This window comes from Granulibacter bethesdensis CGDNIH1, assembly GCF_000014285.2.
Lineage (GTDB): Bacteria > Pseudomonadota > Alphaproteobacteria > Acetobacterales > Acetobacteraceae > Granulibacter > Granulibacter bethesdensis.
On sequence record NC_008343.2, the window covers coordinates 2,542,930 to 2,563,797 of the forward strand.

21 protein-coding genes are annotated in these 20,868 nt (G+C 62.9%); 8 read left to right on the forward strand and 13 right to left on the reverse strand.

Annotated features, from left to right (window positions below; all coding sequences use genetic code 11):
* Nucleotides 1-27: 27 nt before the first annotated feature.
* Nucleotides 28-1,353: an MFS transporter gene (locus GBCGDNIH1_RS23960; protein ID WP_050748484.1), complete on the reverse strand. Its 1,326-nt coding sequence runs from the start codon at nucleotides 1,351-1,353 to the stop codon at nucleotides 28-30.
* A gap of 196 nt (nucleotides 1,354-1,549) precedes the next feature.
* On the opposite strand from GBCGDNIH1_RS23960, the gene GBCGDNIH1_RS23965 reads away from it, so the two are divergent.
* From GBCGDNIH1_RS23965 to GBCGDNIH1_RS23980, 4 genes are read left to right on the forward strand one after another with little or no spacing between them, the layout of a single operon-like run.
* Nucleotides 1,550-2,218 carry a tetratricopeptide repeat protein gene (locus GBCGDNIH1_RS23965; RefSeq protein WP_025318374.1) on the forward strand — a complete coding sequence of 223 codons (669 nt, stop codon included), beginning with the start codon at nucleotides 1,550-1,552 and terminating at the stop codon, nucleotides 2,216-2,218.
* A 3-nt stretch (nucleotides 2,219-2,221) separates the two neighbouring features.
* Nucleotides 2,222-3,595, forward strand: a complete 1,374-nt coding sequence (locus tag GBCGDNIH1_RS23970) for a PQQ-binding-like beta-propeller repeat protein (RefSeq protein WP_011632994.1) — start codon at nucleotides 2,222-2,224, stop codon at nucleotides 3,593-3,595.
* Between the two features lies 1 nt (nucleotide 3,596).
* Nucleotides 3,597-5,048, forward strand: coding sequence for a ribosome biogenesis GTPase Der (gene der, locus GBCGDNIH1_RS23975; RefSeq protein ID WP_011632995.1), 1,452 nt, complete (start codon nucleotides 3,597-3,599; stop codon nucleotides 5,046-5,048).
* Between the two features lie 10 nt (nucleotides 5,049-5,058).
* The gene (locus GBCGDNIH1_RS23980) at nucleotides 5,059-6,477 is read left to right on the forward strand and encodes a hypothetical protein (RefSeq protein WP_011632996.1); all 1,419 of its coding nucleotides are present in this window, start codon (nucleotides 5,059-5,061) and stop codon (nucleotides 6,475-6,477) included.
* Nucleotides 6,478-6,513: 36 nt separating this feature from the next.
* On the opposite strand, the gene purD is transcribed toward GBCGDNIH1_RS23980, so the two are convergent.
* Entirely contained in the window at nucleotides 6,514-7,788 is a 1,275-nt protein-coding gene (purD, locus tag GBCGDNIH1_RS23985) for a phosphoribosylamine--glycine ligase (RefSeq protein WP_011632997.1), read from the reverse strand.
* A gap of 61 nt (nucleotides 7,789-7,849) precedes the next feature.
* Here purD and xseA point away from each other — a divergent pair, with 61 nt between their 5' ends.
* Nucleotides 7,850-9,481, forward strand: coding sequence for an exodeoxyribonuclease VII large subunit (xseA, locus tag GBCGDNIH1_RS23990; RefSeq protein ID WP_011632998.1), 1,632 nt, complete (start codon nucleotides 7,850-7,852; stop codon nucleotides 9,479-9,481).
* Between the two features lie 8 nt (nucleotides 9,482-9,489).
* Here xseA and GBCGDNIH1_RS23995 read toward each other — a convergent pair whose 3' ends face one another.
* The 11 genes from GBCGDNIH1_RS23995 to GBCGDNIH1_RS24045 form a co-directional block, all read right to left on the reverse strand.
* The gene (locus tag GBCGDNIH1_RS23995; RefSeq protein WP_011632999.1) at nucleotides 9,490-10,320 is read right to left on the reverse strand and encodes an ABC transporter permease; all 831 of its coding nucleotides are present in this window, start codon (nucleotides 10,318-10,320) and stop codon (nucleotides 9,490-9,492) included.
* Entirely contained in the window at nucleotides 10,317-11,510 is a 1,194-nt protein-coding gene (locus GBCGDNIH1_RS24000) for an ABC transporter substrate-binding protein (RefSeq protein ID WP_038515668.1), read from the reverse strand. Before GBCGDNIH1_RS24000 ends, GBCGDNIH1_RS23995 begins: the two co-directional genes overlap by 4 nt.
* Nucleotides 11,511-11,523: 13 nt before the next feature.
* Complete coding sequence (locus tag GBCGDNIH1_RS24005; protein ID WP_043454621.1) at nucleotides 11,524-12,288, reverse strand: ABC transporter ATP-binding protein; 765 nt, start codon at nucleotides 12,286-12,288, stop codon at nucleotides 11,524-11,526.
* Entirely contained in the window at nucleotides 12,285-13,367 is a 1,083-nt protein-coding gene (locus tag GBCGDNIH1_RS24010) for an acyl-CoA dehydrogenase family protein (RefSeq protein WP_011633002.1), read from the reverse strand. The genes GBCGDNIH1_RS24005 and GBCGDNIH1_RS24010 overlap by 4 nt, the downstream gene beginning before the upstream one ends.
* Before the next feature lie 6 nt (nucleotides 13,368-13,373).
* Nucleotides 13,374-13,946, reverse strand: a complete 573-nt coding sequence (locus GBCGDNIH1_RS24015) for a carboxymuconolactone decarboxylase family protein (RefSeq protein ID WP_025287589.1) — start codon at nucleotides 13,944-13,946, stop codon at nucleotides 13,374-13,376.
* A gap of 367 nt (nucleotides 13,947-14,313) precedes the next feature.
* Nucleotides 14,314-14,706 carry a 6-carboxytetrahydropterin synthase gene (locus GBCGDNIH1_RS24020; protein WP_011633004.1) on the reverse strand — a complete coding sequence of 131 codons (393 nt, stop codon included), beginning with the start codon at nucleotides 14,704-14,706 and terminating at the stop codon, nucleotides 14,314-14,316.
* On the reverse strand, nucleotides 14,706-15,353 hold the full coding sequence (gene queE / locus GBCGDNIH1_RS24025) for a 7-carboxy-7-deazaguanine synthase (RefSeq protein ID WP_043454624.1): 648 nt from the start codon (nucleotides 15,351-15,353) through the stop codon (nucleotides 14,706-14,708). The genes GBCGDNIH1_RS24020 and queE overlap by 1 nt, the downstream gene beginning before the upstream one ends.
* Nucleotides 15,354-15,467: 114 nt before the next feature.
* On the reverse strand, nucleotides 15,468-16,142 hold the full coding sequence (locus GBCGDNIH1_RS24030; RefSeq protein ID WP_011633006.1) for a TetR family transcriptional regulator: 675 nt from the start codon (nucleotides 16,140-16,142) through the stop codon (nucleotides 15,468-15,470).
* Between the two features lie 45 nt (nucleotides 16,143-16,187).
* A complete protein-coding gene (gene proC / locus GBCGDNIH1_RS24035; RefSeq protein WP_025318366.1) occupies nucleotides 16,188-17,015 on the reverse strand; it encodes a pyrroline-5-carboxylate reductase in 828 nt (275 codons plus the stop codon).
* Nucleotides 17,012-17,515, reverse strand: a complete 504-nt coding sequence (locus tag GBCGDNIH1_RS24040; protein ID WP_025287594.1) for a YbjN domain-containing protein — start codon at nucleotides 17,513-17,515, stop codon at nucleotides 17,012-17,014. The genes proC and GBCGDNIH1_RS24040 overlap by 4 nt, the downstream gene beginning before the upstream one ends.
* A gap of 150 nt (nucleotides 17,516-17,665) precedes the next feature.
* Nucleotides 17,666-17,965, reverse strand: coding sequence for an accessory factor UbiK family protein (locus GBCGDNIH1_RS24045; RefSeq protein WP_025287595.1), 300 nt, complete (start codon nucleotides 17,963-17,965; stop codon nucleotides 17,666-17,668).
* A 216-nt stretch (nucleotides 17,966-18,181) separates the two neighbouring features.
* On the opposite strand from GBCGDNIH1_RS24045, the gene lgt reads away from it, so the two are divergent.
* The 3 genes from lgt to GBCGDNIH1_RS24060 are packed head-to-tail and all read left to right on the forward strand — an operon-like array spanning nucleotide 18,182 to nucleotide 20,846.
* The gene (gene lgt / locus GBCGDNIH1_RS24050; RefSeq protein ID WP_025287596.1) at nucleotides 18,182-19,018 is read left to right on the forward strand and encodes a prolipoprotein diacylglyceryl transferase; all 837 of its coding nucleotides are present in this window, start codon (nucleotides 18,182-18,184) and stop codon (nucleotides 19,016-19,018) included.
* Nucleotides 19,015-20,049, forward strand: coding sequence for a class I SAM-dependent methyltransferase (locus tag GBCGDNIH1_RS24055; protein WP_025318365.1), 1,035 nt, complete (start codon nucleotides 19,015-19,017; stop codon nucleotides 20,047-20,049). Before lgt ends, GBCGDNIH1_RS24055 begins: the two co-directional genes overlap by 4 nt.
* Complete coding sequence (locus GBCGDNIH1_RS24060; RefSeq protein ID WP_011633012.1) at nucleotides 20,049-20,846, forward strand: polyphenol oxidase family protein; 798 nt, start codon at nucleotides 20,049-20,051, stop codon at nucleotides 20,844-20,846. Before GBCGDNIH1_RS24055 ends, GBCGDNIH1_RS24060 begins: the two co-directional genes overlap by 1 nt.
* The last annotated feature ends 22 nt before the right edge of the window (nucleotides 20,847-20,868 follow it).

Below are 20,868 nucleotides of genomic sequence, written 5' to 3' on the forward strand. Positions count from 1 at the left end.
CTCTCTGATTGGAGAGGGACGTGCCGGTCAGCGTTCAGGAGCGTCCTTCGTCTCCGGCATCAGTGCGACGGCGATCATGCTGATCAGGGCGGCAACAGTCAGATAATATCCGACCCAGTGCAGACCACCCAGATCGGACAGGCGCTGTGCGATATACGGTGCCAGCGATGCACCGACAATCCCCCCGAGGCTGAATGACAGCGACGCTCCGGTATAGCGGAGCTTCACCGGAAACAGTTCCGGCAACAGCGCGCCCATCGGCCCCAGCAGCATACCGGTGGTCATCAGCCCGGCGCAAAGAAACAGGAAAACCGCTTCCACCCTGCCACTGCCGAGGGCCGGGCCGAGCAGGCAGCCCAGCACCCCTGCCAGACCCATCACCGCCATCAGCACGGGCCGCCTGCCGTAACGGTCCGCAAGCAGGGCCGCGAGCGGTGCTCCCACCACCATGAAAGCAATGGCCACACATTGCAGGCCCAGAAATACCGGGCGGGAATAATGCAGCACCGTGGTGCCATATCCGAGGATGAACACAGTGCAGAGATAAAACAGGGCGTAACAGCACACCATGGAGAGCATGCCGAGCACCGTCGCCCGCCCATGCCCGATCAGCACGGCGCGGAACGGCACTGCAACCGGCTCCTTCCGCTCCAGCACGCGGCGAAAAGCCGGGGTTTCCGTCAGCCTCAGCCGCACATACAGCCCAAGGATCACCAGCAACAGCGACAGCAGGAACGGCACCCGCCAGCCCCAGCTGCGAAAGGCTTCGTCACTGAGCGTCAGGGCCAGAATCAGGAACAGCCCGTTGGCGGCAATAAATCCAATGGGGGCACCCAGTTGAGGGAACATGCCGTACCAGGCGCGTTTTCCCTCCGGCGCATTCTCCATGGCCAGCAGAGCAGCCCCGCCCCACTCCCCTCCCAACCCGATTCCCTGCCCGAAACGCAGCAGGCACAGCAAAGCAGGCGCCAGAGCGCCGATCCTGTCATGGCCGGGCAATAATCCGACCAGAGCCGTCGAAATGCCCATGATCAGAAGAGAGGCAACAAGAGTGGATTTACGCCCGATCCTGTCGCCGAAATGCCCGAACAGAGCGGCCCCTATAGGCCGGGCGACAAAGGCAATGGCAAAGGTCGCAAAGGCATTCAGCAACTGCGCCGCGGGGGAGGCCGCCGGAAACATCAACGGTCCCAGCACCAGTGCCGTCGCCGTGGCGTAAATATAGAAATCATAGAACTCAACCGCCGTGCCGATAAAACTGGCCACCACGATGCGGCGCAGCGGCACGGCCTCCATCGCAGCCTCTGCACTGATGTTGCCGGATGCTGTCACAGAATATGCCGACTGGGTCATAAAAGCTGCATACCGTTGCAAAAGAAGCCTGTCGCCTGAAAATCGCACCGCTTCCCCAACATTGTTCCAGAAAAAGACGGATTTTCCGGCCGAGATGCCCTGTTCTGCGTCCTCGCCGTTTGCTCCGGAGGCTTGGCGCGGCTATGGTCCGCGGCCATTATTCAGGCAAGCGTTGCCAGATTTGCGAGGACACTGCGTGGCCGACATCTTTGATGAGGTCGAGGAAGATCTGCGTGCAGAACGCGCCAAAAAACTGCTGGTCCGCTATGGCGGCCCGGCGGTCGGGCTTGTGCTGCTGGTCATTCTCGGCGCCGCTGGCTGGCAGGGCTGGCTTTGGTACAAGCATCGTCAGGATGCCACCGCGGCAGAGCGTTTCCTGGCCCTGACTCGTAATCCTGTCGATCCGCTGGCGCCCCCGGTTCACATCGTACCCGATGCGAAAACCGAACAGGCGCTGACCGCCTTCGCCAAGGACAGCCCGGAAAACTATGCGACGCTGGCCCGGCTGCGTGCCGCCGCCCTGCTGACGGCTGGCGGAAACAAAAAAGGGGCTGAGGCCATTTACGGGACGGTCAGCAATGATAACGCCGCGCTCCCGGCGCTGCGCGATCTGGCCACACTGCAATCGGTCTGGAACAGGATCGACGATGGCGATCCCGCGACCTTGCGCGGGCAGCTGGCCCCCCTGCTGGCCGATGGTAATCCATGGCAGCCATTTGCACGGGAAGGCACCGCCCTGCTCGACATCCGACAGGGCCGTATGGATGATGCCAGGCGGGGCCTTCAGACGCTTTCCCAAGACGAAAACGCTCCTCCAGGCGTGCGGAACCGGGCAACCGGACTGCTCGCGAAGTTCGGTGGTTGAGACATGACATTCCGTATTCGCCCGGCCCATCCATACGCTCGGAATAAAGCACCCACCGGCAAACGCTCCGCTATGGCGCTGCTGGCCCTGTCTACTGTCAGCCTGGGCGGGTGCAGCATGCTGGACAGCTGGTTCGCGGCGGACAAACCCCCTTTGCCCGGTCGGCGTGAGACCGTGTTGCCGCTCAGCGATGTGCTGCCGGTGGCCTCCTCACCCCCTGCGATCGCGTTTCCTACAGATGCACCTTTGCAGAACTGGTCACAGCCGGGTGCCAATCCCGCGCATCATGTCGATAACGTCGCCATCAAAGGCATGACGGAAGTATGGACCGCACAGGTCGGTTCCGGCAGCGGTTATCGCCAGAAGATCACCAGCACGCCCATCGTCAAATACAATCTGGTCTATACCATCGACAGCAATGCGCTCGTACGAGCCTTTGACGTCAAGACCGGTGCCATGGCCTGGGAATTCGTGACCCAGCAGGAAGACGACCGCAGCACCAATATCGGCGGCGGTCTGACCTCCGACGATACCGGCACGCTCTATGCCGTCACCGGACGCGGCGATCTGATTGCGCTGGATGCCGCCAAAGGCCGACAGAAATGGCGCGTGAAGATCGGTGTACCATCCCGCTCCAGCCCGACCTATGCCGAGGGCAAGCTGTTCCTGACCACGCTGGAACAGCAGATCGTAGCCTTTGATGCCTCCAACGGCAAAAAACTCTGGTCGCATCAGGCCAGCGAGGCCGATACCAGCCTGCTCGGCGATCCCGCCCCCGCCTACGCGGACGGACTGGTCATTGGCGGGTTCGGCTCCGGCGACGTCATCGGCCTGCGCGCCGCCACCGGATCGGTGGTGTGGACCGACAGCATCGCCTCCGCCTCCGGCCGCACCAGCCTGTCCGATCTGTCAGCCGTCACCGGCCTGCCGGTGATCGACGGCAATCAGGTTTATGTCATCGGGCTGGGGGGTCAGTTCGTTTCGCTGGATCTGCGCACCGGTCGCCGTCTGTGGGAACGCCCGGCGGGCGGAGGACAGACCCCGTGGCTGGCCGGAGACTGGCTGTTCGCCACCCTGACCAGCCAGCAGGTGATCGCCATATCCCGCAATGATGGGGTCGTGGCATGGGAAACCCAGCTGCCGCGCTGGAGTAAGGCCAATAATCGCGGCGAGCGCGCACAGTGGTTCGGCCCGATCATGGCGGGCTATCGTCTGGTGCTGGTCAGCAATTACGGCAAAATGATCACGCTCAACCCGGTTTCCGGCAAGATCAGCAGCGTCCGTGATCTGTCCGATGCAGCCGCCGTTCCGCCCATCGTCGCGCAGGGCACGGTCTTTGTGATCACCGCCGACGGCCTGTTACACGCATACCGTTGAGATGACCGATTTGCCCCCCACCCCCGAGACAACCGACGAAGCCCCCGCGGAACGCCTGCCCATCGTGGCGATCGCGGGGCGACCCAATGTCGGAAAATCCACCCTGTTCAACCGTCTGGTCGGTCGTCGCATGGCGCTGGTTGCCGATACGCCCGGCGTCACCCGCGATCGTAAAGAAGCGGAAGCGATGCTACGCGGGCGTCTGGTCAAGCTGATCGACACCGCCGGACTGGAAGAAGCCCCGCAGGACACGATCGCCGGGCGGATGCGGCAATCCTCGGAAACGGCCGTCTCGCAGGCTGATCTGGTGGTGTTCGTGGTCGATGCCCGCAGCGGCATCACACCCGCCGACACGCATTTCGCCAGCTGGCTGCGCCGTCAGAACCGTCCTGTACTGCTGGTCACCAACAAGGCCGAGGCACGTGGCGCAGGCGCAGAAGCGCTGGAAGCCTACCGGCTTGGTCTGGGCGATCCTCTGGCCGTCTCTGCCGAGCACGGGCTGGGGATTGCCGATCTGATGCGGGAAATCGCCGACCGGCTCTCCACCGATGCAGACCGGCCCTCCGATATGCCGAAACGCAAGCGCCGGGGCGAGGCCGAAGCGTGGGAAGACGAGGAAAATATCGTTGAACAGGGGCCTCCCAAGCCCCTGAAACTGGCGATTGTCGGCCGTCCGAACGCGGGCAAATCCACCCTGCTGAACCGTCTGCTGGGTGAGGACCGCGTCATTACCGGGCCGGAGCCGGGGCTGACGCGCGATTCGATCAGCGTCACCCTGTCCGATGATATCGGCGAGATCGAACTGGTGGATACGGCAGGGCTGCGCCGCCGCGCCCGCATAGACGAATCGCTGGAAAAAATGTCGGTCAGCGCCTCCATCGAGGCACTGAAAATGGCGGAAATCGTGGTACTGGCAGTCGATGCCACGGAAGGGCTGCACGAGCAGGATCTTCAGATCGCCCGACTGGTGGAACGCGAGGGACGGGGCGCGGTGCTCGCCCTGACCAAATGGGATGCGGTGGAAGATCGCGGCAAAGCGGCCCGCGCCATTTCCGACCGGTTGGAGACAAGCCTGACGCAGTGCCGCGGCATTCCGGTGGTAACCCTGTCCGGCCTGACCGGATCAGGCGTACAGCGCCTGCTGCCTGCCGTGCGGGAGGCCCATGCCATCTGGAACAAGCGCGTGGCGACCGGAGAATTGAACCGCTGGTTCGAGGCGATGCTGGAACGCCATCAACCACCGCTGGTGGACGGGCGACGCCTGAAACTGCGCTATATGACGCAGGCCAAGGCACGGCCACCGACCTTTGTGCTGTTTGGTACCCGAGCAGAACAATTGCCGGAAGATTATCAGCGTTATCTGGTGAATGGATTGCGTGAAGCGTTCGGACTGAAAGGCACACCGATCCGCCTGCAACTCCGTGGCACCAAAAACCCGTACGCAGATAAATAAATTGGGCAGCATGGACGGCGTCCCGCAGAACGAGCAGCACAGTGTCCGCGATTTTCACGGCCTGACGGCAGACCCGTTTGCCCCGGCACATGGTCCTTCCCTGACCGCATCACAGCAGGCAGCGGCGCATGAAATCACCGCCGCGATACAATCTGGCCGAGCGCTGATCATCATCGACGGAGAAGTCGGCACCGGCCGCAGGACGGTTCTGACGTCTGCCCTGTCTGCTGCCTCTATCGGCGACGTGATCGAAATCGCCAACACCTTGCTACTGAGCGGCGACCAACTCCGGCAACAGGCGCAGACAGAAGAAGAACGCGCGGCCGGAACCGGGCAGCAACCGCCTTTCATTCTGATTTTTCAGACCGCCGATACATTGCAGGAGGCTGCACAGGCTGCCCTGGTCGATCTGCTGCAGGAACGGAAGGGCGTGTTTCAGGCTATCCTGATCGGTGGACAGGAAGCGGGTAAGGCGCTGTTGGACGGTCCGCTCGGTTCTCTGGCCGAAACGGAACGGCTGCATGTCACGCTGCCTGTGCCGACGGCCCTGGAAATGCGGGATATTCTGCGCCTTGCCATTGAGCAGGCCGGACAGACCTTGTCTTCCGTCATGACGCCGGATGCTGTGGAACTATTGCTGACTCAGGCCCGTTTCAGCCCGGCACGGCTGGCAGGACTGACCCGTCAGGCGCTGGTACTGGCGCAAGAACGGGGCATCAGGCCGGTGGATGCTTCCATCATCACCATGGTGGCAGGCAGAAGCCTGACGGCTGAAAAAGCCAATAGCACCACACGAGAGCCGGGCCTGATTTCGCCACCCATGATGCTGTCCATTGCGGTAGCGGTTCTGGCGCTGCTGAGCTGGTGGGCAGCCGCCCGCTACCTGCCCGATCTTGTCAGGGCGGGTAGCCCATCCTCCGTATCAGCCCCGCCCGTTCCGGCGCAGCCGGAGAAAGTGCAACAAACCGGCATGGCCGCAACGCCGGAAGCACCTCCGCCGCCTCCGGACCGCCAGCCTGAATCGAAAGCCGCCGCCGAAGCACCCTCTATCACCCAACCCGAGCCCCCGCCTTCATCCTCCGGCCCGGCTAACGAGTATGATGATCTGCCCCAGCCGCCGCATCCCTACCGGCTGACGCGTTCCGGCACGATCGGCGAGATTCTGCTGGGCACAATCGACCGTGATGATGATGCGGCGGTCGAGGCATTGCTGGAAGTCAATCCCGGCCTGACCCGCAGCGCCCGTCTGCCGGCGGGGGTGATATTGCTGATGCCCTCGATCTGGCCGGACCCCCTGGATTCGGCCCCCGTACCGAAATCATCGTCGCGGCCAAAACGGCCGCGTCATCCGCGCCCGTCCTGGTGCGACCGGGCGCATCCCACCACACCGGCTTCCATCGCCTATGTGCGCCAGCATTGCGGGCGGTGAGACCGGAATAGAATGGTTCCGGCCTCATCACCCCGATCAGGCTGAGCGCAAGGCGCGCCAGCCAATATCCCGGCGAAAAAAACCTTCCGGCCAACGCAGCGCCGCCACGGCACGATAGGCTACGTCACGGGCCGTCTGAATATCGGGACCGCGCCCCACCACTGTCAGCACCCGGCCACCGGCAGGATGGATTTCATCCCCCCGCCGGGTAGTTCCGGCATGGAACACCAACGCACCCGGCACGGCAGCCGCCTCATCCAGCCCTCCGATCGGTCCGGATGGTTCCGGCGTGCCGGGATAGCCTTTCGCCGCCACCACGACAGCAACCGTCGCATCGTCGCTCCAGCGCAGATCGAACGCCCCAAGCTCTCCGTCACAGGCTGCCAGCAGTGCCGCCAGCAGGTCGGATTTCAGGCGCGGCAGCAGGGCCTGACATTCCGGATCACCAAAACGGACATTGAATTCAATCAGTTGCGGACCATCCGATGTCAGCATCAGCCCGGCAAACAGCACGCCCCTGAACGGTGTGCCCCGACGCACCATTTCCGCCAAAGCGGGCATGACGATGCGTTTCATTGCCGCATCCGCCGCTTCGGCCGTCAGGAAGGGGGTGGGGGTGTAGGCCCCCATGCCACCTGTATTCGGGCCGGTATCGCCCTCGCCCACCCGTTTGTGATCCTGAGCCCCACCCAGCAGCAGCGCATGCTCTCCATCGCACAGGGCGAACAGCGAGGCTTCCTCGCCGATCAGGCATTCCTCGATCACCACGGAAGCCCCCGCCGCACCGAGGCTGCCATCCTCCAGCATGGCGGTAATCGCGGCCTCGGCTTCCTCCACCGTCGCCGCCACCACGACGCCCTTGCCGGCAGCCAGACCATCGGCCTTCACGACGATCGGCGCACCACGGAGGCGCACGAAGGCACGGGCTTCTTCCGCCTCTTCAAACCGTTCCCAGCGGGCAGTCGGAATACCGGCGGCATCGGCCACTTCCTTGGTGAAGGTCTTGCTGCCCTCCAGCTGCGCCGCCGCTGCGCTCGGGCCGAAGCAGCGGATTCCCGCTTCTTTCAGCGCATCGGCCAATCCCGCCACCAGCGGCGCTTCCGGGCCGGGAACCACCAGATCAACCGCATGATCCCGCGCGAAAGCGACCAGAGCAGCGACATCCGTCACTGGAACGGGGACCAGCTCCGCATGGGCAGCAATGCCCGGATTACCGGGGGCGCACCACAGTTTTTCCAGCATCGGGCTGGCGGCAAGCGCCCAGCACAAAGCATGTTCCCGGCCGCCCGATCCGATCACCAGAACCCGCATTACGATCCCGCCTTCTGCCTGCGTTCTTCAAAGCTGGCCGCATGTAGCATAGGCTGCGGCCATGGACGATTCATCCAATCCACATACGACCCAAGAAACCTCTGCCGGCGTATCCGGCAGCCGGGGGCTGGACAATATTCCCGAATATTCGGTCTCCGACCTGTCCGGCACCATCAAACGCACGCTGGAAGGCGCCTTCGGACGTGTGCGCGTGCGCGGCGAACTGACGGAGGTCAAGCGCTACCCATCCGGCCATATCTATCTGTCGCTCAAGGATGAGGGCGGCAAAATTGCTGGTGTCGTATGGAAATTCGCCGTTCCCCGTCTCGGCATGCTGCCGGAAAACGGAGTGGAGGTGGTCGCGACCGGCAAAATCTCCTCCTACGCGGATCGTTCCTCCTACCAGCTCATCATCGACCGGATGGAGTATGCGGGGGCCGGAGCGCTGCTGGCGCGAATCGAGATGCTGCGTCAACGTCTGGCGGAGGAAGGGCTGTTCGATGCCGCCCGCAAGCGCGCCCTGCCGCGGCTGCCGCGAGTCGTGGGCGTGGTCAGCTCTGAAAAAGGGGCCGTTCTTCAGGACATCCGCACGACCATCGCCCGGCGCTTTCCCCGCACCGTCCTGCTCTGGCCGGTGCCGGTGCAGGGCGAAGGGGCCGCCGCGAAAATCGCTGCCGCTATCGACGGATTCGGCAGGCTGCCGCCGGATGGGCCGGTGCCCCGTCCCGATGTGCTGATCGTGGCGCGGGGTGGCGGCAGTCTGGAAGATCTGATGGCGTTCAATGAGGAAATCGTCATTCGTGCCGCCGCCGCCTGCCCGATCCCCGTGATTTCCGCCGTCGGCCATGAAACCGATACGACCCTGATCGACTACGCCTCCGACCGGCGTGCCCCCACCCCGACTGCCGCAGCCGAGCTGGCGGTACCGATGCGGGCCGAACTCACGGCTGATCTGGCTCACAAGACCGCGCGGCTCGGCGGAGCGCTCAGTCGGATGACTCAGGGTGCATGGTTGGGGCTGGCTCAGGCCGAGCGTCTTCTGCCTGATCTGCCCACTCTGCTTGGTCATGCGCGACAGAGGCTGGATGACCGCTCACTGCGACTGGGCATGGCGCTGCCCGGCCTACTGGCGGCAAGGCGGGCCGGGTTACGCAATGCGGCGCTACGGCTGCCTCGCCCCGCCCATATCATTACCCAAACCCGCCAGCACCTGCGAGGGGCCGAAAACAGTCTGCGTGTCGCGATGCCCATGCTGCTGGCCCATAAAAGGAGTGCCCTGCGGCTGCATGCGCTGCGACTGGGAGCCAGTCTGCGGCACAGCCTTCATCTGCATCTGGGTGACGCCCGCCCCCTGTTCGTCCGCATGAGGGCAGCCCCCCTGCCCGGACGGCTGCGGGAGGCACAGGCGCGGCTGGACGGGCTTTGCGCAAGGCTGGAAAGCGTTTCCTATCAAGCGGTGCTGGCGCGCGGCTATGCGCTGGTGCTGGATCATGATGGCCATGCCGTCACCCAGGCGGCCCGGATCGCCAGCGGGCAGATACTGACCTTGCGCTTCAGCGATGGCGAGAAAACCGTGCAGGCAACACACAATCCGGCAGGAAGCACGCCACCGGCTGGAAACGACACTGCCTCTGTCAAACGCACTGCCAGAAAAAAGTCAGGCCCCCAGAAACAGGGGGATCTGCTTCTGTAAACTCTCCCTCACCCATGGGCACGCATCCGGTAGAGCAAACGCGCGATGGCATCGAGTAAAAATCCGAGCAAGCCGATCACGAGCACGACCGCCGTCAACTCGCCATACGCCATGCGGTCTCTGGTATCGAGCACGAGGTAACCAAGCCCTCCGGCCACGCCGAGCATTTCCGCCGGCACCAGCACGATCCACAAAATACCGATCGCCAGCCGCACGCCTGTCAGGATCGGCGCCAGCACCCCCGGCAGAACGATACGCGTCAATGTTTCCCACCGCGTTGCCGCAAGGCTTTGCGCCAGCAACAGCCAACGCCGGTCGAGCTGCTTCACACCATCGGCGGTGCTGAGCAGGATGGGCCAGACGGCGGCGAAAGACAGCAGGAAATAGATCGGCGCATCTCCTACCCCCAGCACCATGACAGCCACCGGCATCCAGGAAAGCGGAGAAATCATACGCAGAAACTGGAACACCGGCGAGGTGGCGGCCTCCACCACCCGCACACTGCCGACCGCCAGCCCCAGCGGCACACCCACCGCCAACGCCACGGCCAATCCCACCAGCACGCGTTTCAGGCTGAGCCAGACATGGGTCAGCAAATCACCATGCCACCCCATCTCGATCAGGCTGGTCAGAGCCAGCCCGGGTGCGAAGCGACGACTGAAACTGCCTGCCCCGGCCAGTGGTCCGGTGAACAACCACCAGACAGCCAGCAATATCCCCAGGCCTCCCATGCCCAGCAGGAAGCGCCCTACATGGCCAGACAAGCCAAGACTCAGGCGGCCACCATGCGAGCGGATAGCGGGAAGAGAAACCGGCAGGGACACAGACAGATCGCTCACGCCGCAATCGTCTCCGTGCGGGTGAAGCTGTCGGAGATCCCGAACACGCCCGGACCACCTGCCGCCGCAATGGCGTGACGCACGAAACGGTCATCCACCAGTTCACGCGTCGCAGCAACCGGATCCAGTGCCGTCAGGAAGCCGCGATCACCCTCGACAAGGGTATCCTGCAACCTCCGCACCAGTTCCTCGGTATAGGAAGGAAAGGGATAAGGCTGAAAATCGATCCGGCGATTGGTCCAGTCGGCATGGCGGATCGCGCCGGAGGCCACATAATCCGCGTGCGCCGTTTCCGATGGCGCCAGCACCTTCGCCAGCACCGCAGCGGGATGCGGTGTATAGCGATTGGGATTCTCGCGTGAGATCAATTGAGCCGTCTCTGCGCGATGATCGCGGATCCATGCCTGCGCCTTGACGACTGCCGTCACGGCCTTCTGGGACCATTCCGGTCGCCGTGTGAGGTCTTCCTCATGCATCGCCACGACGCAGCAGGCGTGATCGCGCCAGACATCCCCCGTAAAGCGCAGCACTTTCCCTATATTCTGCGCCTCTGCCGCCGCGTTGAAAGGCTCCGCCACGATGTAGCCGGCAATACGCCGGGCCGCGAGCGCCGGAAGCATGTCGGAGGGAGCCATCACCACCAGCGCCACCTCATCCGCAGCAGGGGCTTTGCCGTTGCGGGCAATGACGGGCTTCAATCCATTGGCCTTCAGCAGCGTACCCAGCACGACATTATGGATGGAATACCAGAACGGCACAGCGACCGTCTGCCCCCCCAGCTCTTTCACACTGTTGATGCCGGGCTGCACCGTCAGGCCGGAGCCATCGAGATGATTCCATGCCACCACCTTCAACGGTGCCCGGCTGCCGAAACGGGCCCAGATGGTCATGGGGGACAGCAGATGCACCATATCGACCTGGCCCGAGAGAAACGCCTCGATCACCTGTGACCAGGAACGCAGCATGACCGGCTTTTCCGCGCGGATTCCTTCAGCTTCGAAAAAACCCTGCCCATGCGCGACCAGCAGCGGGGTCGAATCCGTGATCGGCAGATAGCCGATCCGCAATGGCGCATCCGGACCCGGCTGCGCCATGGCCTTTCTGGCCCGCAACAACGGCAAAGCCCCTGCCGCCGTGAAAAGCCCGGCCAGCCGCAAGGCATCCCGTCGGGAAAAAAACTCATTGTCCATGGCGCTCATTCCATCAATGACTCCGCAGAGCCGTGCGCAAGGTTTGGAGAATTTCGATACGCAGCCTGCCCAACTCATCCAGCAGGGCCTCCCGCGGCTGAGGAAGGTCTATGTCCCAATCCCCGACCACACCTGCCGGAGTGCCTCCCAGCAGCAGAACACGATCCGCCAACAGCAGAGCTTCATCGATATCGTGGGTAATCAGCAGCGTAGCCGGGCGGCGCTCTGCCACGATGCGCAGCAGAAGCTGCTGCATTTCAGCCCGCGTCACCTCATCCAGCGCGCCGAACGGCTCATCCAGCAGCAATACGGCAGGATGACGGGCCAGACAGCGCGCCAGTGCCGCGCGGCTGGCCATGCCACCGGAGAGCTGCGAGGGGTGAAGATGTCGCGCCGCCTGCAATCCCACGGCCGCAATCGCCTCCTGCACCCGCGCCTTGCGTTCCGATGTCGTCAGGGCTGGCTGATGTTTGAAATCGAGGCCGAATCCGACATTCTTCTCCAGCGTCAACCAGGGCAGCAAAGCCGGATTCTGGAAAGCCAGCGCCACAGCGGGATGAGCCCCCTCAATGGAGTTTCCTCCCACCATGATCCGGCCAAAGCTGGCTGTTTCCAGCCCGGCCAGAGTCCGTAACAGGCTTGATTTGCCAATGCCGCTCGGCCCCAGCAGAGCCACGATCCGGCCCGGATGAAGATCGAGATCCAGCCCCGCCAGCACAGGATGGGGGGAGCCGGGATAATGCAGGGCTATGTCACGGGCCGAAAGGGCAGCATTCATGCCGCGCACCCCCGGTTGCGTGTGTGCCTGACCAGCGCATCCTGCAACTGCACCAGGCTGGGGGTAATCACCGGGATGAAAGCGGCCTCCCGCCACCGCCGCGCAAAGGCGGAGCCATGCGGCTGGAGATACGCCTTGCCCCCCGAGGCCTGTAATTCCATCCCCACTGCCTCGGCGACAATGGCCGCCAGACGAATGCGAATTTCAAACAGCGCCTCCGGCACGGCCAGGAACCGTTCCGTCCTCAACCCTGCATACAGGGCGCGCTCCTCATCCCGAAGACGCGCGGTCAGGGTGTCCAGCGGTTCATGCAGGACATCCCGGGCCGCCCCTTCGTGCCGCAGCGCTTCAGCCAGAGAGCGACGGGCCAGACCAATCGACAGACCACATTGCAGACCCAGAAAAGCAGGCCGCACCTGCGGCAGCCAGACGGAAGCATCGGGATGAATGATCTGATCCGCGTCGATCCATGTCTCCTGCAAGGTAATCGCCGCCGTATTCGCCGCGCGCAGCCCGAGCAGGTCTAGATCCCCACTGCGCGTCAGCCCCGGCGCGTCATGCGACAGAGCGGCGATGAACGCTCCGCTTCCATCCGCATGGCCGATCGCAGCGGCCACCTGAAATCCTTCCACCCGCAGATTGGTCACCCACGGCATCCGCCCGGACAGCCTGTATCCCTGCCCTTCCGGTTGCGCGGTAATCTGAAGCGGCTCCAGCCCAGACAGGAACTTCATCGCATTGGACAGGCCGGTCGCCCCTGCTTCCTCCCCCCGCAGCAAAGCCGGCAGCAGACGATTGCGGAGCCCTTCATTCGGGCTTTGCAGCAGATATTCGATGAAGGAACGATGGCTCCAGAACACGAATCCGGCTGCCAGAGAATGCGATGAAACCGAGGCGATGGCCTCCACAGCCTCTGGAAGAGTGCTGCCTGCGCTGCCCTCCATGCCGGCAAGGCCCACGGCGAACAGGCCTTCCTGTGCCAGTCTGGGCAGCAGCAGGGCCGGATCGATATGGCCTTCATCCAGCGCCAGAGCGTTTTGCTCCAACCATTCGGACAGGGCAGCGGGGAGAGCAGACATCAGCGCTTACCCGGCGGAGTCAGCGTTGAGGCCATTCCAGCGGAACGGCTCAAGCTGTTCATTCAGCGGGGGCTGACCCAGATTATTGGCAAAATTGCACAAGGTCGCCAGGCTGACGCCCAGTACCACTTCCAGCGCCTGTTGATCCGTGAAACCTGCCGCCTTGAAAGTGGCCAGCGCCTCATCCGATACGGCCCCACGCGATGCGATGACGGCCCGCGTGAAATCGGCCAGCGTTGCCAGTCTGGCATCGGTTACCCGATCGAGCTGACGCAGAGCCTCTACCGTGGCGGCATCCAGACCGGCTTTTTTGGTTGCCAATGCGGTATGACCCGCCACACAGAAACCGCATCCATGGGTGGCTGCGGCGGTGATCTGCACGACTTCCCTTTCCTGCAAGGTCAGGCTGGCGCGTGCGTTGATGCCGGAAACGGTCAGATAGGTCTCCAGCGCGACCGGAGCATTGGCCAGCACACGCAGCAGATTGGGCAGGAAACCGTTATTCTTCTCTGCCGCTGCCAAAGCGGGTTGCGCCTCGGTCGGTGCATTTTCCAGGGTACGAAGAGGGAAACGAGACATCACTTCGGCTCACATGTTATACGTGAATCCTTAGTGCTTATTCATTTAAACTTCAATCATACGTTTTAAAAAACAGGCTGAAAATGCCATTCAAAAAAGTGATTATTTTACATAAATAATTGATTTATAATGATAAAATAAATTTTGTAGATTTATAATACACTCTTACAAAATCACAAAAATTTACATTTATTCATTATAATTTTACGTTTAAAAAAGATTATTTATGATGAACCTGTCATGAGGAGACCGACAATTCTCCGTCTCACACCGGAGAAGCGGATCCCGTATCAGTCAGCAATCAGAGCGGGAAAAATGTCACGACCGTGACGAAGCAGACAGGCAACAGACAAACTGGCCCGTTCCTTTATGCACCCCGACAGGTGCAACGTTCGCCCAGCGTGTCACGGAACACGCTGACTTCCGCCAGAGCGGGAAGATCAGGGGCGAGATGCCGCCAAATGAACAGAGCGATGTTCTCCATCGTCGCGGGAGCAAGACCCGGCACTTCGTCCAGCAGGCGATGATCCAGCGCGTCGCGGACCGCATTCATCTTCCGTTGCAACAGGCCGAGATCCATCAGCATGCCGCTATCCGGATCCACCCCGCCACGTAGCACCACCTCCACACGATAGGAATGGCCGTGAATACGCAGGCTGGAATCGGTCTCGATCTCCCGATGCAGCGTATGGGCTGCCTCAAAGGTGAATTGCTTGCCGATTTCCAGCACACGCGGCATGGAGGAAGAAACGATCGTCATCAGGGTATGCCCAGCGTCTTGTGAGTCTGCACCGACAGACGCCAGCGCGGGTGATGGAGGCAGTATTCAATCGCGGCCCTTGTGTGATCCGCGCGCCGCGAATCGTCCAGCGGCTGTAGCAGGAAATGCCTGAAATTCAGAGCCTCAAACCGCTCCGGCGGCGCATCCGGCTGGGGGAATACCAATTTCAACTCGTCCCCGCCCGTCAGCACCAGCGGATTATCGGCCTTGGGGCTGACGCAGATCCAGTCCAGCCCCGCCGGAGCCGGTTGCGTCCCGTTGGTCTCCACCGCGATCTGGAAATGGGCCTCATGCAGCGCGTCGATCAGGGCGGCATCCACCTGTAACAGCGGCTCCCCTCCGGTCAGCACGACGAAACGATGCTCGGCCCCGCCCTGCCAGCACGCGGCAATGGCCCGCGCCAGACTGGCGGCATCGGGATAGCGACCACCGTTTTCACCATCCATGCCGATAAAATCGGTGTCGCAGAAGGTGCAGCCTGCCATCTGCCGATCTTCTTCCCGACCGCTCCAGAGATTGCAGCCCGCAAAACGGCAGAACACTGCCGGACGACCGGCATGGATGCCCTCCCCCTGCAAGGTCAGGAAAATTTCCTTCACGGTGTAATTACGGGTGGGCTGCGTCATGACAGCGCCGCACATAGGGGGTCCGGGGCCTTATGTCATGCGCCGGATCGCCATGGCTCCGCTTCGTCCCTTGCAGGGGCAGGGGGAATACACCCCATAAGAAGAGGGGGGGGGTTATGCGGGCGGTGGCGGGTCATCCGGTGGAACGGCGACACGTTGCTCCGGGGCGGCATGCACCCCGGCATCCTCCTCATCAGCCTCCGATCCGACCGGCTGAACGGAAGGCAGCAAGGCGGCAAACTGCTCCGCCCGTTCCAGCGCCACATCCAGCGCCGCCAGAGTAGGGCCGAGTTCTTCAGTCTCGTCGCGGCTCCATGCCCGGATGGTCCACAGCCAGACAGTCAGCAATCCCTTGATCCGCAGCCCGCCCAGAATCCCGCCGGAGGGAATGCCGGCCCCTTCCAGCAGCCAACCCATACTGGCGCGATTACGTCGGGCCAGAAACAGCGCCAGCACCGGATCGAACGGCACCGCTGTCAACAGTGCCAGCATGCCCTGACGATGAAGCTGTAATACGTCGATACGACGCATCAGAATATCCAGCAGGCGATCCCTGATCTCTCCTCCCGGCAGAGGTCTGGCCAAGGCGGCTTCATCCGCCTGCCGCCCGAACACCGACAGGATCGCAAACCGGTCGGGAAAGCGCCGGCGCGCCTGATCGAGCGGCAGACCAGCCCGCCGTGCCGCCTCCGCCACGGTCAAGCCCCGCCAGCCACGCTCGGCCATCACGGAGAATGCCGCAGCGATCAGGGCATGATCGAAAGCGCTATCGTCACGTCCATACGTCATTGGCCCTGCTCCCTGACAGACCGGTTCGGGGGATTCATCGCACTCCTACCGCACCGGTTCCACGACCGGCGCGCCGGACAACTCACCTGCCCGTTTGATCGCCGCCTTAACGGCACGGGAAAAAGCGGAGGGCAGGGCGTCTTCGGCCATCAGTATTTTCAACGCCTGTTCCGTCGTACCACCAGGGCTGGTCACAGCGCGGCGCAATACCGCCGCATCCGCTTCCTCCCGCTCCAGCAGCAATGCCGCGCCAATCACGGTCTGGCGGGCCATGCTGCGTGCCAGATCAGGCTCCAGCCCCTGCTCCAGAGCACAATTTTCCAGCAATTCCGCGATCAGAAACACATAGGCCGGGCCACCGCCTGAAATCGCCGTGGCTGCCAGAAGCTCCGTCTCTTGCTCCGCCCACGCCACGGTACCGACGGCTTCCAGCAGGGTGTGGCACAGGCTACGCTGTGCGCCATCCACATGCGGACCGGCATGCGCCATGGTAAACCCTTTACCGATCGCCGAAGGGGTATTGGGCATAGAGCGGACGATTGCCGCTTGCTCACCCAATATTCCGGCCAAACCAGCCTGTGTCAGCCCGGCCATGACGGACAGAAATACCGAATGCCCGGCAAAACGGACATAATCCGGCAAAATCGACGGCGCGACCTGCGGCTTCACTGCCAGAATCACGGCGGCCGGACGAAAATCAGGAGGAATATGCGTCGCATCCGGCACGACGGCCACGCTCTCCCCCAAGGCGCGGGGGGAGGGTGAGACGACAAAGGAGCGGGACAATCCCCGCTCCTGCCATGATCGCAACATAGCGCTGCCCATCTTGCCGCAACCAACCAGCAGGATGGGCGGGATCGGGGGAAGGCTCATGCCTCCCCCACACATTCCAGCATGGCCGCAGCCATGGCCTCGGCCGGGGCCTTGCCGCCCCACAGCACGAACTGGAACGCCGGGAAAAACCGCTCGCATTCCGTAATGGCGATATCCATCATGTCCTCCAGACTTTCCGCAGACGCACCCGGCGCGCCACGCAGCAGAACGGAATGCCGGAACAACGGCATGCCATCCTCACTATCCATTCCGAAATGGCCGATCCAGAGTTTGTCATTGGCCAATGCCAACAGCTCATAAAGAGCGGCGCGCCGCTTTTCCGGTACTTTCAGATCGAATGTACAGGTGAAATGCATAGCGCTGATTTCAGACGACCAACTGAAATACAGCCCGTAATCACACCATTTTCCAGGGGCCTCAGCGGCCATTTCGTGATCGCTGCGGCGATCGAAAATCCAGTCATTTGCGGTGACGATCTGCTCCAGCATATCCAGCGGATTGGAGGAACGCTCCTGCACGGAGAAGGACAGGGCAGTCATGATGGGTCTCCCACCTGGAGGAAGGCCAAATGTGGCCATGGGGACGCAACGGCACCGGTGCGGTTCCGGTCGTACCCTGGATACCACTCCGGCAGCCTAACGATGTGTCGGGCCGTGCCGCAAGGGCTGCTGAATCATCGGACGGCCCGTTCAGGCACCGGAAGGCTTGTCCTGTTGCGCAACAGAGACAGGATCAGCCTCCAGCGCGGCCACACGCTGCTCCAGCGCATCGACCCTGGCCTGAAGGGCTGCCTGCGTATCACGGGCGGTCGCGGCCAGCTCCAGTGCAACATCCAGATCCTCACGTCGGGCGACGTCCAGACGGCGCAGCGTTTCCTCGACCCGCGCCCGCACCAGTGCCTCCAACTCCTCCCTCAGTCCGGAGACTGCGGACAGGGCACCGCCGGCCAGACCAGCCAGATCGTCAAAAAAACGGGGGCGGGATGTCATTGCGAACGCTCCTTGCACGTCGGGCCTTGCACGTCGGGATGGGCAGGGATCCCTTTTCGAAAAGGCACCCACCATCAGGGGTCGATACAGCATCGAACGGGCGGCCACGTAAAGAGAGCATCCACCATACCAGATTCAGTCTATTTGACCGTCCGTGAAGCACTGCCTATTCACCCTCAGGACAGCCCCATCAGGCGTGACGCCGCGAGGAGTAGCATGCTGCCCGTGATGATGTTTCCCGGCTTCGACCCCGTTCTGGTACAGGTCGGCCCCTTTGCGATCCGCTGGTATGCGTTGGCCTATATTGTCGGGCTGGTGCTGGGTTGGCGGCTGATGCGGCGGCTGGTACGGCTCGACCCCGCCGTCGCCAGCGTCGAACAGGTGGACGATTTCCTGACCTGGGCCACGCTGGGTGTCGTGCTGGGGGGGCGGCTGGGATACGTGCTCTTCTACCAGCCATCATTTTTTCTGGCGCATCCCGGCGCCATCCTTCAGGTCTGGCATGGAGGAATGAGCTTCCATGGCGGCATGCTGGGGGTGGTCGTGGCCACTCTCCTGTTCTGCTACCGTAATCACATTTCTTTTCTGGGTTTTGCCGACCGGCTGGTCGTCTGCGTGCCGCTCGGCCTGATGCTGGGGCGGATCGCCAATTTCATCAATGGCGAGCTATGGGGCCGCGCCGCACCGGACTGGCTGCCCTGGGCGATGATTTTTCCCTCCGGCGGTCCTGTGCCACGTCATCCCAGCCAGCTTTACGAGGCGGGGCTGGAAGGCGCGCTGCTGTTTATCGTCATGCTGCTGCTGGTCAGTCGGCCTGGAGTGCGGGCGCGGTTCGGACAGCTCGGCGGCTCGTTTCTGATCGGATACAGCATTGCCCGCATCATCTCCGAGCATTTCAGAGAGCCGGATTCGTTCCTCGGCTTTCTGACATTCGGCCTGACGATGGGACAAATTCTCTGCCTGCCCATGGCCATGGCGGGACTATGGCTGGTCCTGCGCGCCCGCACCAATGCCCCTGCCACTGGGCAGACGGATATCCGGTCCACCCCATGACCGCACGCCCGGAGCGGCTGGACCGTTTCATGGCCCGGGCTAACGCGGCCTATTACGCCACACATGACCCGTTTGCGGATTTCACCACCGCGCCGGAGATCAGTCAGGCGTTCGGCGAGGTGCTGGGTCTGTGGGCGGCCATGGGGTGGCAGCAGATAGGCGCACCCGCCCGGATCGTGCTGGCCGAAGCCGGACCGGGGCGCGGGACGCTGATGGCCGATGCTCTGTCCGCGATCCGCCGGGCCATACCCGCTTTTGCCGACGCTGCCACGATCATGTTCATCGAAACGTCTCCAAGACTGCGCGCCATTCAGGCGCAGCGCGTGCCGGAAGCCCGCTTTGCCGCCGATCTCGATGAAATTCCGGATGCGCCCCTGATCCTGCTGGGCAATGAGTTTCTGGATGCCCTGCCTATCCGCCGCTTCGTTCGACAGAAGGCGGAATGGCGGGAGCAATTTGTAGAGGTGCAGCCCGATGGGAGTGCAACCCTTACAACAGACCCCATGGAACCTCCCTTCCCCTGCCTGCCGGAGACGGTCGCAGAAGGCACAATCCGGGAATGGTCGGAAGCATCGCATGACATCATCACCCGCCTCGCCGGACGGCTGACACGCCAGAGTGGAATGGCGCTGTTTCTGGATTATGGTCCGGCCCAAAGTGGTTTCGGCGATAGTTTGCAGGCTCTGGCGCAAGGTGTTCCGGTCGATCCGTTCAGCCTGCCCGCCGGAGCCGCCGATCTGACCGCCCATGTCGATTTCTCCGCTCTGCTGGACACCGCCCGCAGCGCAGGTGCCAACGGATACGGACCGGTGGCGCAGGGACGGTTTCTGCTGTCGCTCGGTCTGATGCAGCGTTGCCAGCGTCTGGCATCCGGCAAGCCCGCCGCCATGGCGCGCCAGATCATGAATGCGGGGCAGAGGCTGACACAGGCGGAATATATGGGCACCCTGTTCAAGGCGATGGCCCTGACCTCGCCCGGCCTGCCGGTTCCGGCAGGTTTCGAACCTCTCCCGATACGGGACATGACCTGATGACCGATCTTGCCCAAGCTGCCTCCTCCCTGCCGGAGCGGATCACGGGACCACTGGCAGCCCCGCATGGTTTTTTCACCCGGCGCGGCGGCGTTTCATCCGGGCCTTATGCCAGTCTGAACGGATCGCTTTCAGGCGGAGATGATCCTGTTGCCGTGCATGAAAACCGCGCCCGGATCGCGCATTGTCTGGGGGCCGACACGCTGCTGGGGCTGCGGCAGGTGCACGGCACCACGGTTATCAGGGTCGAAACGCCCTGGGCTGCCGGTTCCGGCCCGGATGCGGATGCGATGATCACCGACCGGCCCGGTATCGCTCTGGGCGTCATCACAGCCGATTGCGGCCCCGTGCTGTTCGAGGGCAAACGCGATGACGGCTCCCTGATCGTCGGCGCGGCCCATGCCGGATGGCGCGGAGCGGTAGCGGGGATTCTGGAAGCCACGGCAGATTCCATGCGGGCCTGGGGAGCAGTCTCCTTACGCGCCTGTGTCGGCCCCTGCATCGCCCGGAACAGCTATGAGGTGGGGGCGGATCTGCGGGCTGCCCTGCTGGCAGCCGATCCGGACGGCAATCTCTACCTGCATGACGGACGGGATGCGGAACACTGGCAATTCGATCTGGCGGGTTACTGCCTGCATCGTCTGACCCGGAACGGAATCGAGGCCGAGGCTCTGTTGATCGATACTCTGACGGATGCCGAACGCTTCTATAGTCATCGCCGCCGCACCCTCGCCGGTGGCGGTGCCATCGGCCACCAGGTCTCCGCGATTCTTTGCCCGCAACCCGGCGCAGCCTGACCAGCCAGAGACACCCGTCAGG

Bases quoted from the DNA above. Each gene is read 5' to 3' on its own strand.
- GBCGDNIH1_RS23960 (WP_050748484.1), bottom strand. From the start codon at position 1,353: ATGACCCAGTCGGCATATTCTGTGACAGCATCCGGCAACATCAGTGCA.
- GBCGDNIH1_RS23970 (WP_011632994.1), top strand. From the start codon at position 2,222: ATGACATTCCGTATTCGCCCGGCCCATCCATACGCTCGGAATAAAGCA.
- der (WP_011632995.1), top strand. From the start codon at position 3,597: ATGACCGATTTGCCCCCCACCCCCGAGACAACCGACGAAGCCCCCGCG.
- GBCGDNIH1_RS23980 (WP_011632996.1), top strand. From the start codon at position 5,059: ATGGACGGCGTCCCGCAGAACGAGCAGCACAGTGTCCGCGATTTTCAC.
- purD (WP_011632997.1), bottom strand. From the start codon at position 7,788: ATGCGGGTTCTGGTGATCGGATCGGGCGGCCGGGAACATGCTTTGTGC.
- xseA (WP_011632998.1), top strand. From the start codon at position 7,850: ATGGACGATTCATCCAATCCACATACGACCCAAGAAACCTCTGCCGGC.
- GBCGDNIH1_RS24000 (WP_038515668.1), bottom strand. From the start codon at position 11,510: ATGGACAATGAGTTTTTTTCCCGACGGGATGCCTTGCGGCTGGCCGGG.
- GBCGDNIH1_RS24005 (WP_043454621.1), bottom strand. From the start codon at position 12,288: ATGAATGCTGCCCTTTCGGCCCGTGACATAGCCCTGCATTATCCCGGC.
- GBCGDNIH1_RS24010 (WP_011633002.1), bottom strand. From the start codon at position 13,367: ATGTCTGCTCTCCCCGCTGCCCTGTCCGAATGGTTGGAGCAAAACGCT.
- GBCGDNIH1_RS24015 (WP_025287589.1), bottom strand. From the start codon at position 13,946: ATGTCTCGTTTCCCTCTTCGTACCCTGGAAAATGCACCGACCGAGGCG.
- GBCGDNIH1_RS24020 (WP_011633004.1), bottom strand. From the start codon at position 14,706: ATGACGATCGTTTCTTCCTCCATGCCGCGTGTGCTGGAAATCGGCAAG.
- queE (WP_043454624.1), bottom strand. From the start codon at position 15,353: ATGACGCAGCCCACCCGTAATTACACCGTGAAGGAAATTTTCCTGACC.
- GBCGDNIH1_RS24030 (WP_011633006.1), bottom strand. From the start codon at position 16,142: ATGACGTATGGACGTGACGATAGCGCTTTCGATCATGCCCTGATCGCT.
- proC (WP_025318366.1), bottom strand. From the start codon at position 17,015: ATGAGCCTTCCCCCGATCCCGCCCATCCTGCTGGTTGGTTGCGGCAAG.
- GBCGDNIH1_RS24040 (WP_025287594.1), bottom strand. From the start codon at position 17,515: ATGACTGCCCTGTCCTTCTCCGTGCAGGAGCGTTCCTCCAATCCGCTG.
- GBCGDNIH1_RS24045 (WP_025287595.1), bottom strand. From the start codon at position 17,965: ATGACATCCCGCCCCCGTTTTTTTGACGATCTGGCTGGTCTGGCCGGC.
- lgt (WP_025287596.1), top strand. From the start codon at position 18,182: ATGCTGCCCGTGATGATGTTTCCCGGCTTCGACCCCGTTCTGGTACAG.
- GBCGDNIH1_RS24055 (WP_025318365.1), top strand. From the start codon at position 19,015: ATGACCGCACGCCCGGAGCGGCTGGACCGTTTCATGGCCCGGGCTAAC.
- GBCGDNIH1_RS24060 (WP_011633012.1), top strand. From the start codon at position 20,049: ATGACCGATCTTGCCCAAGCTGCCTCCTCCCTGCCGGAGCGGATCACG.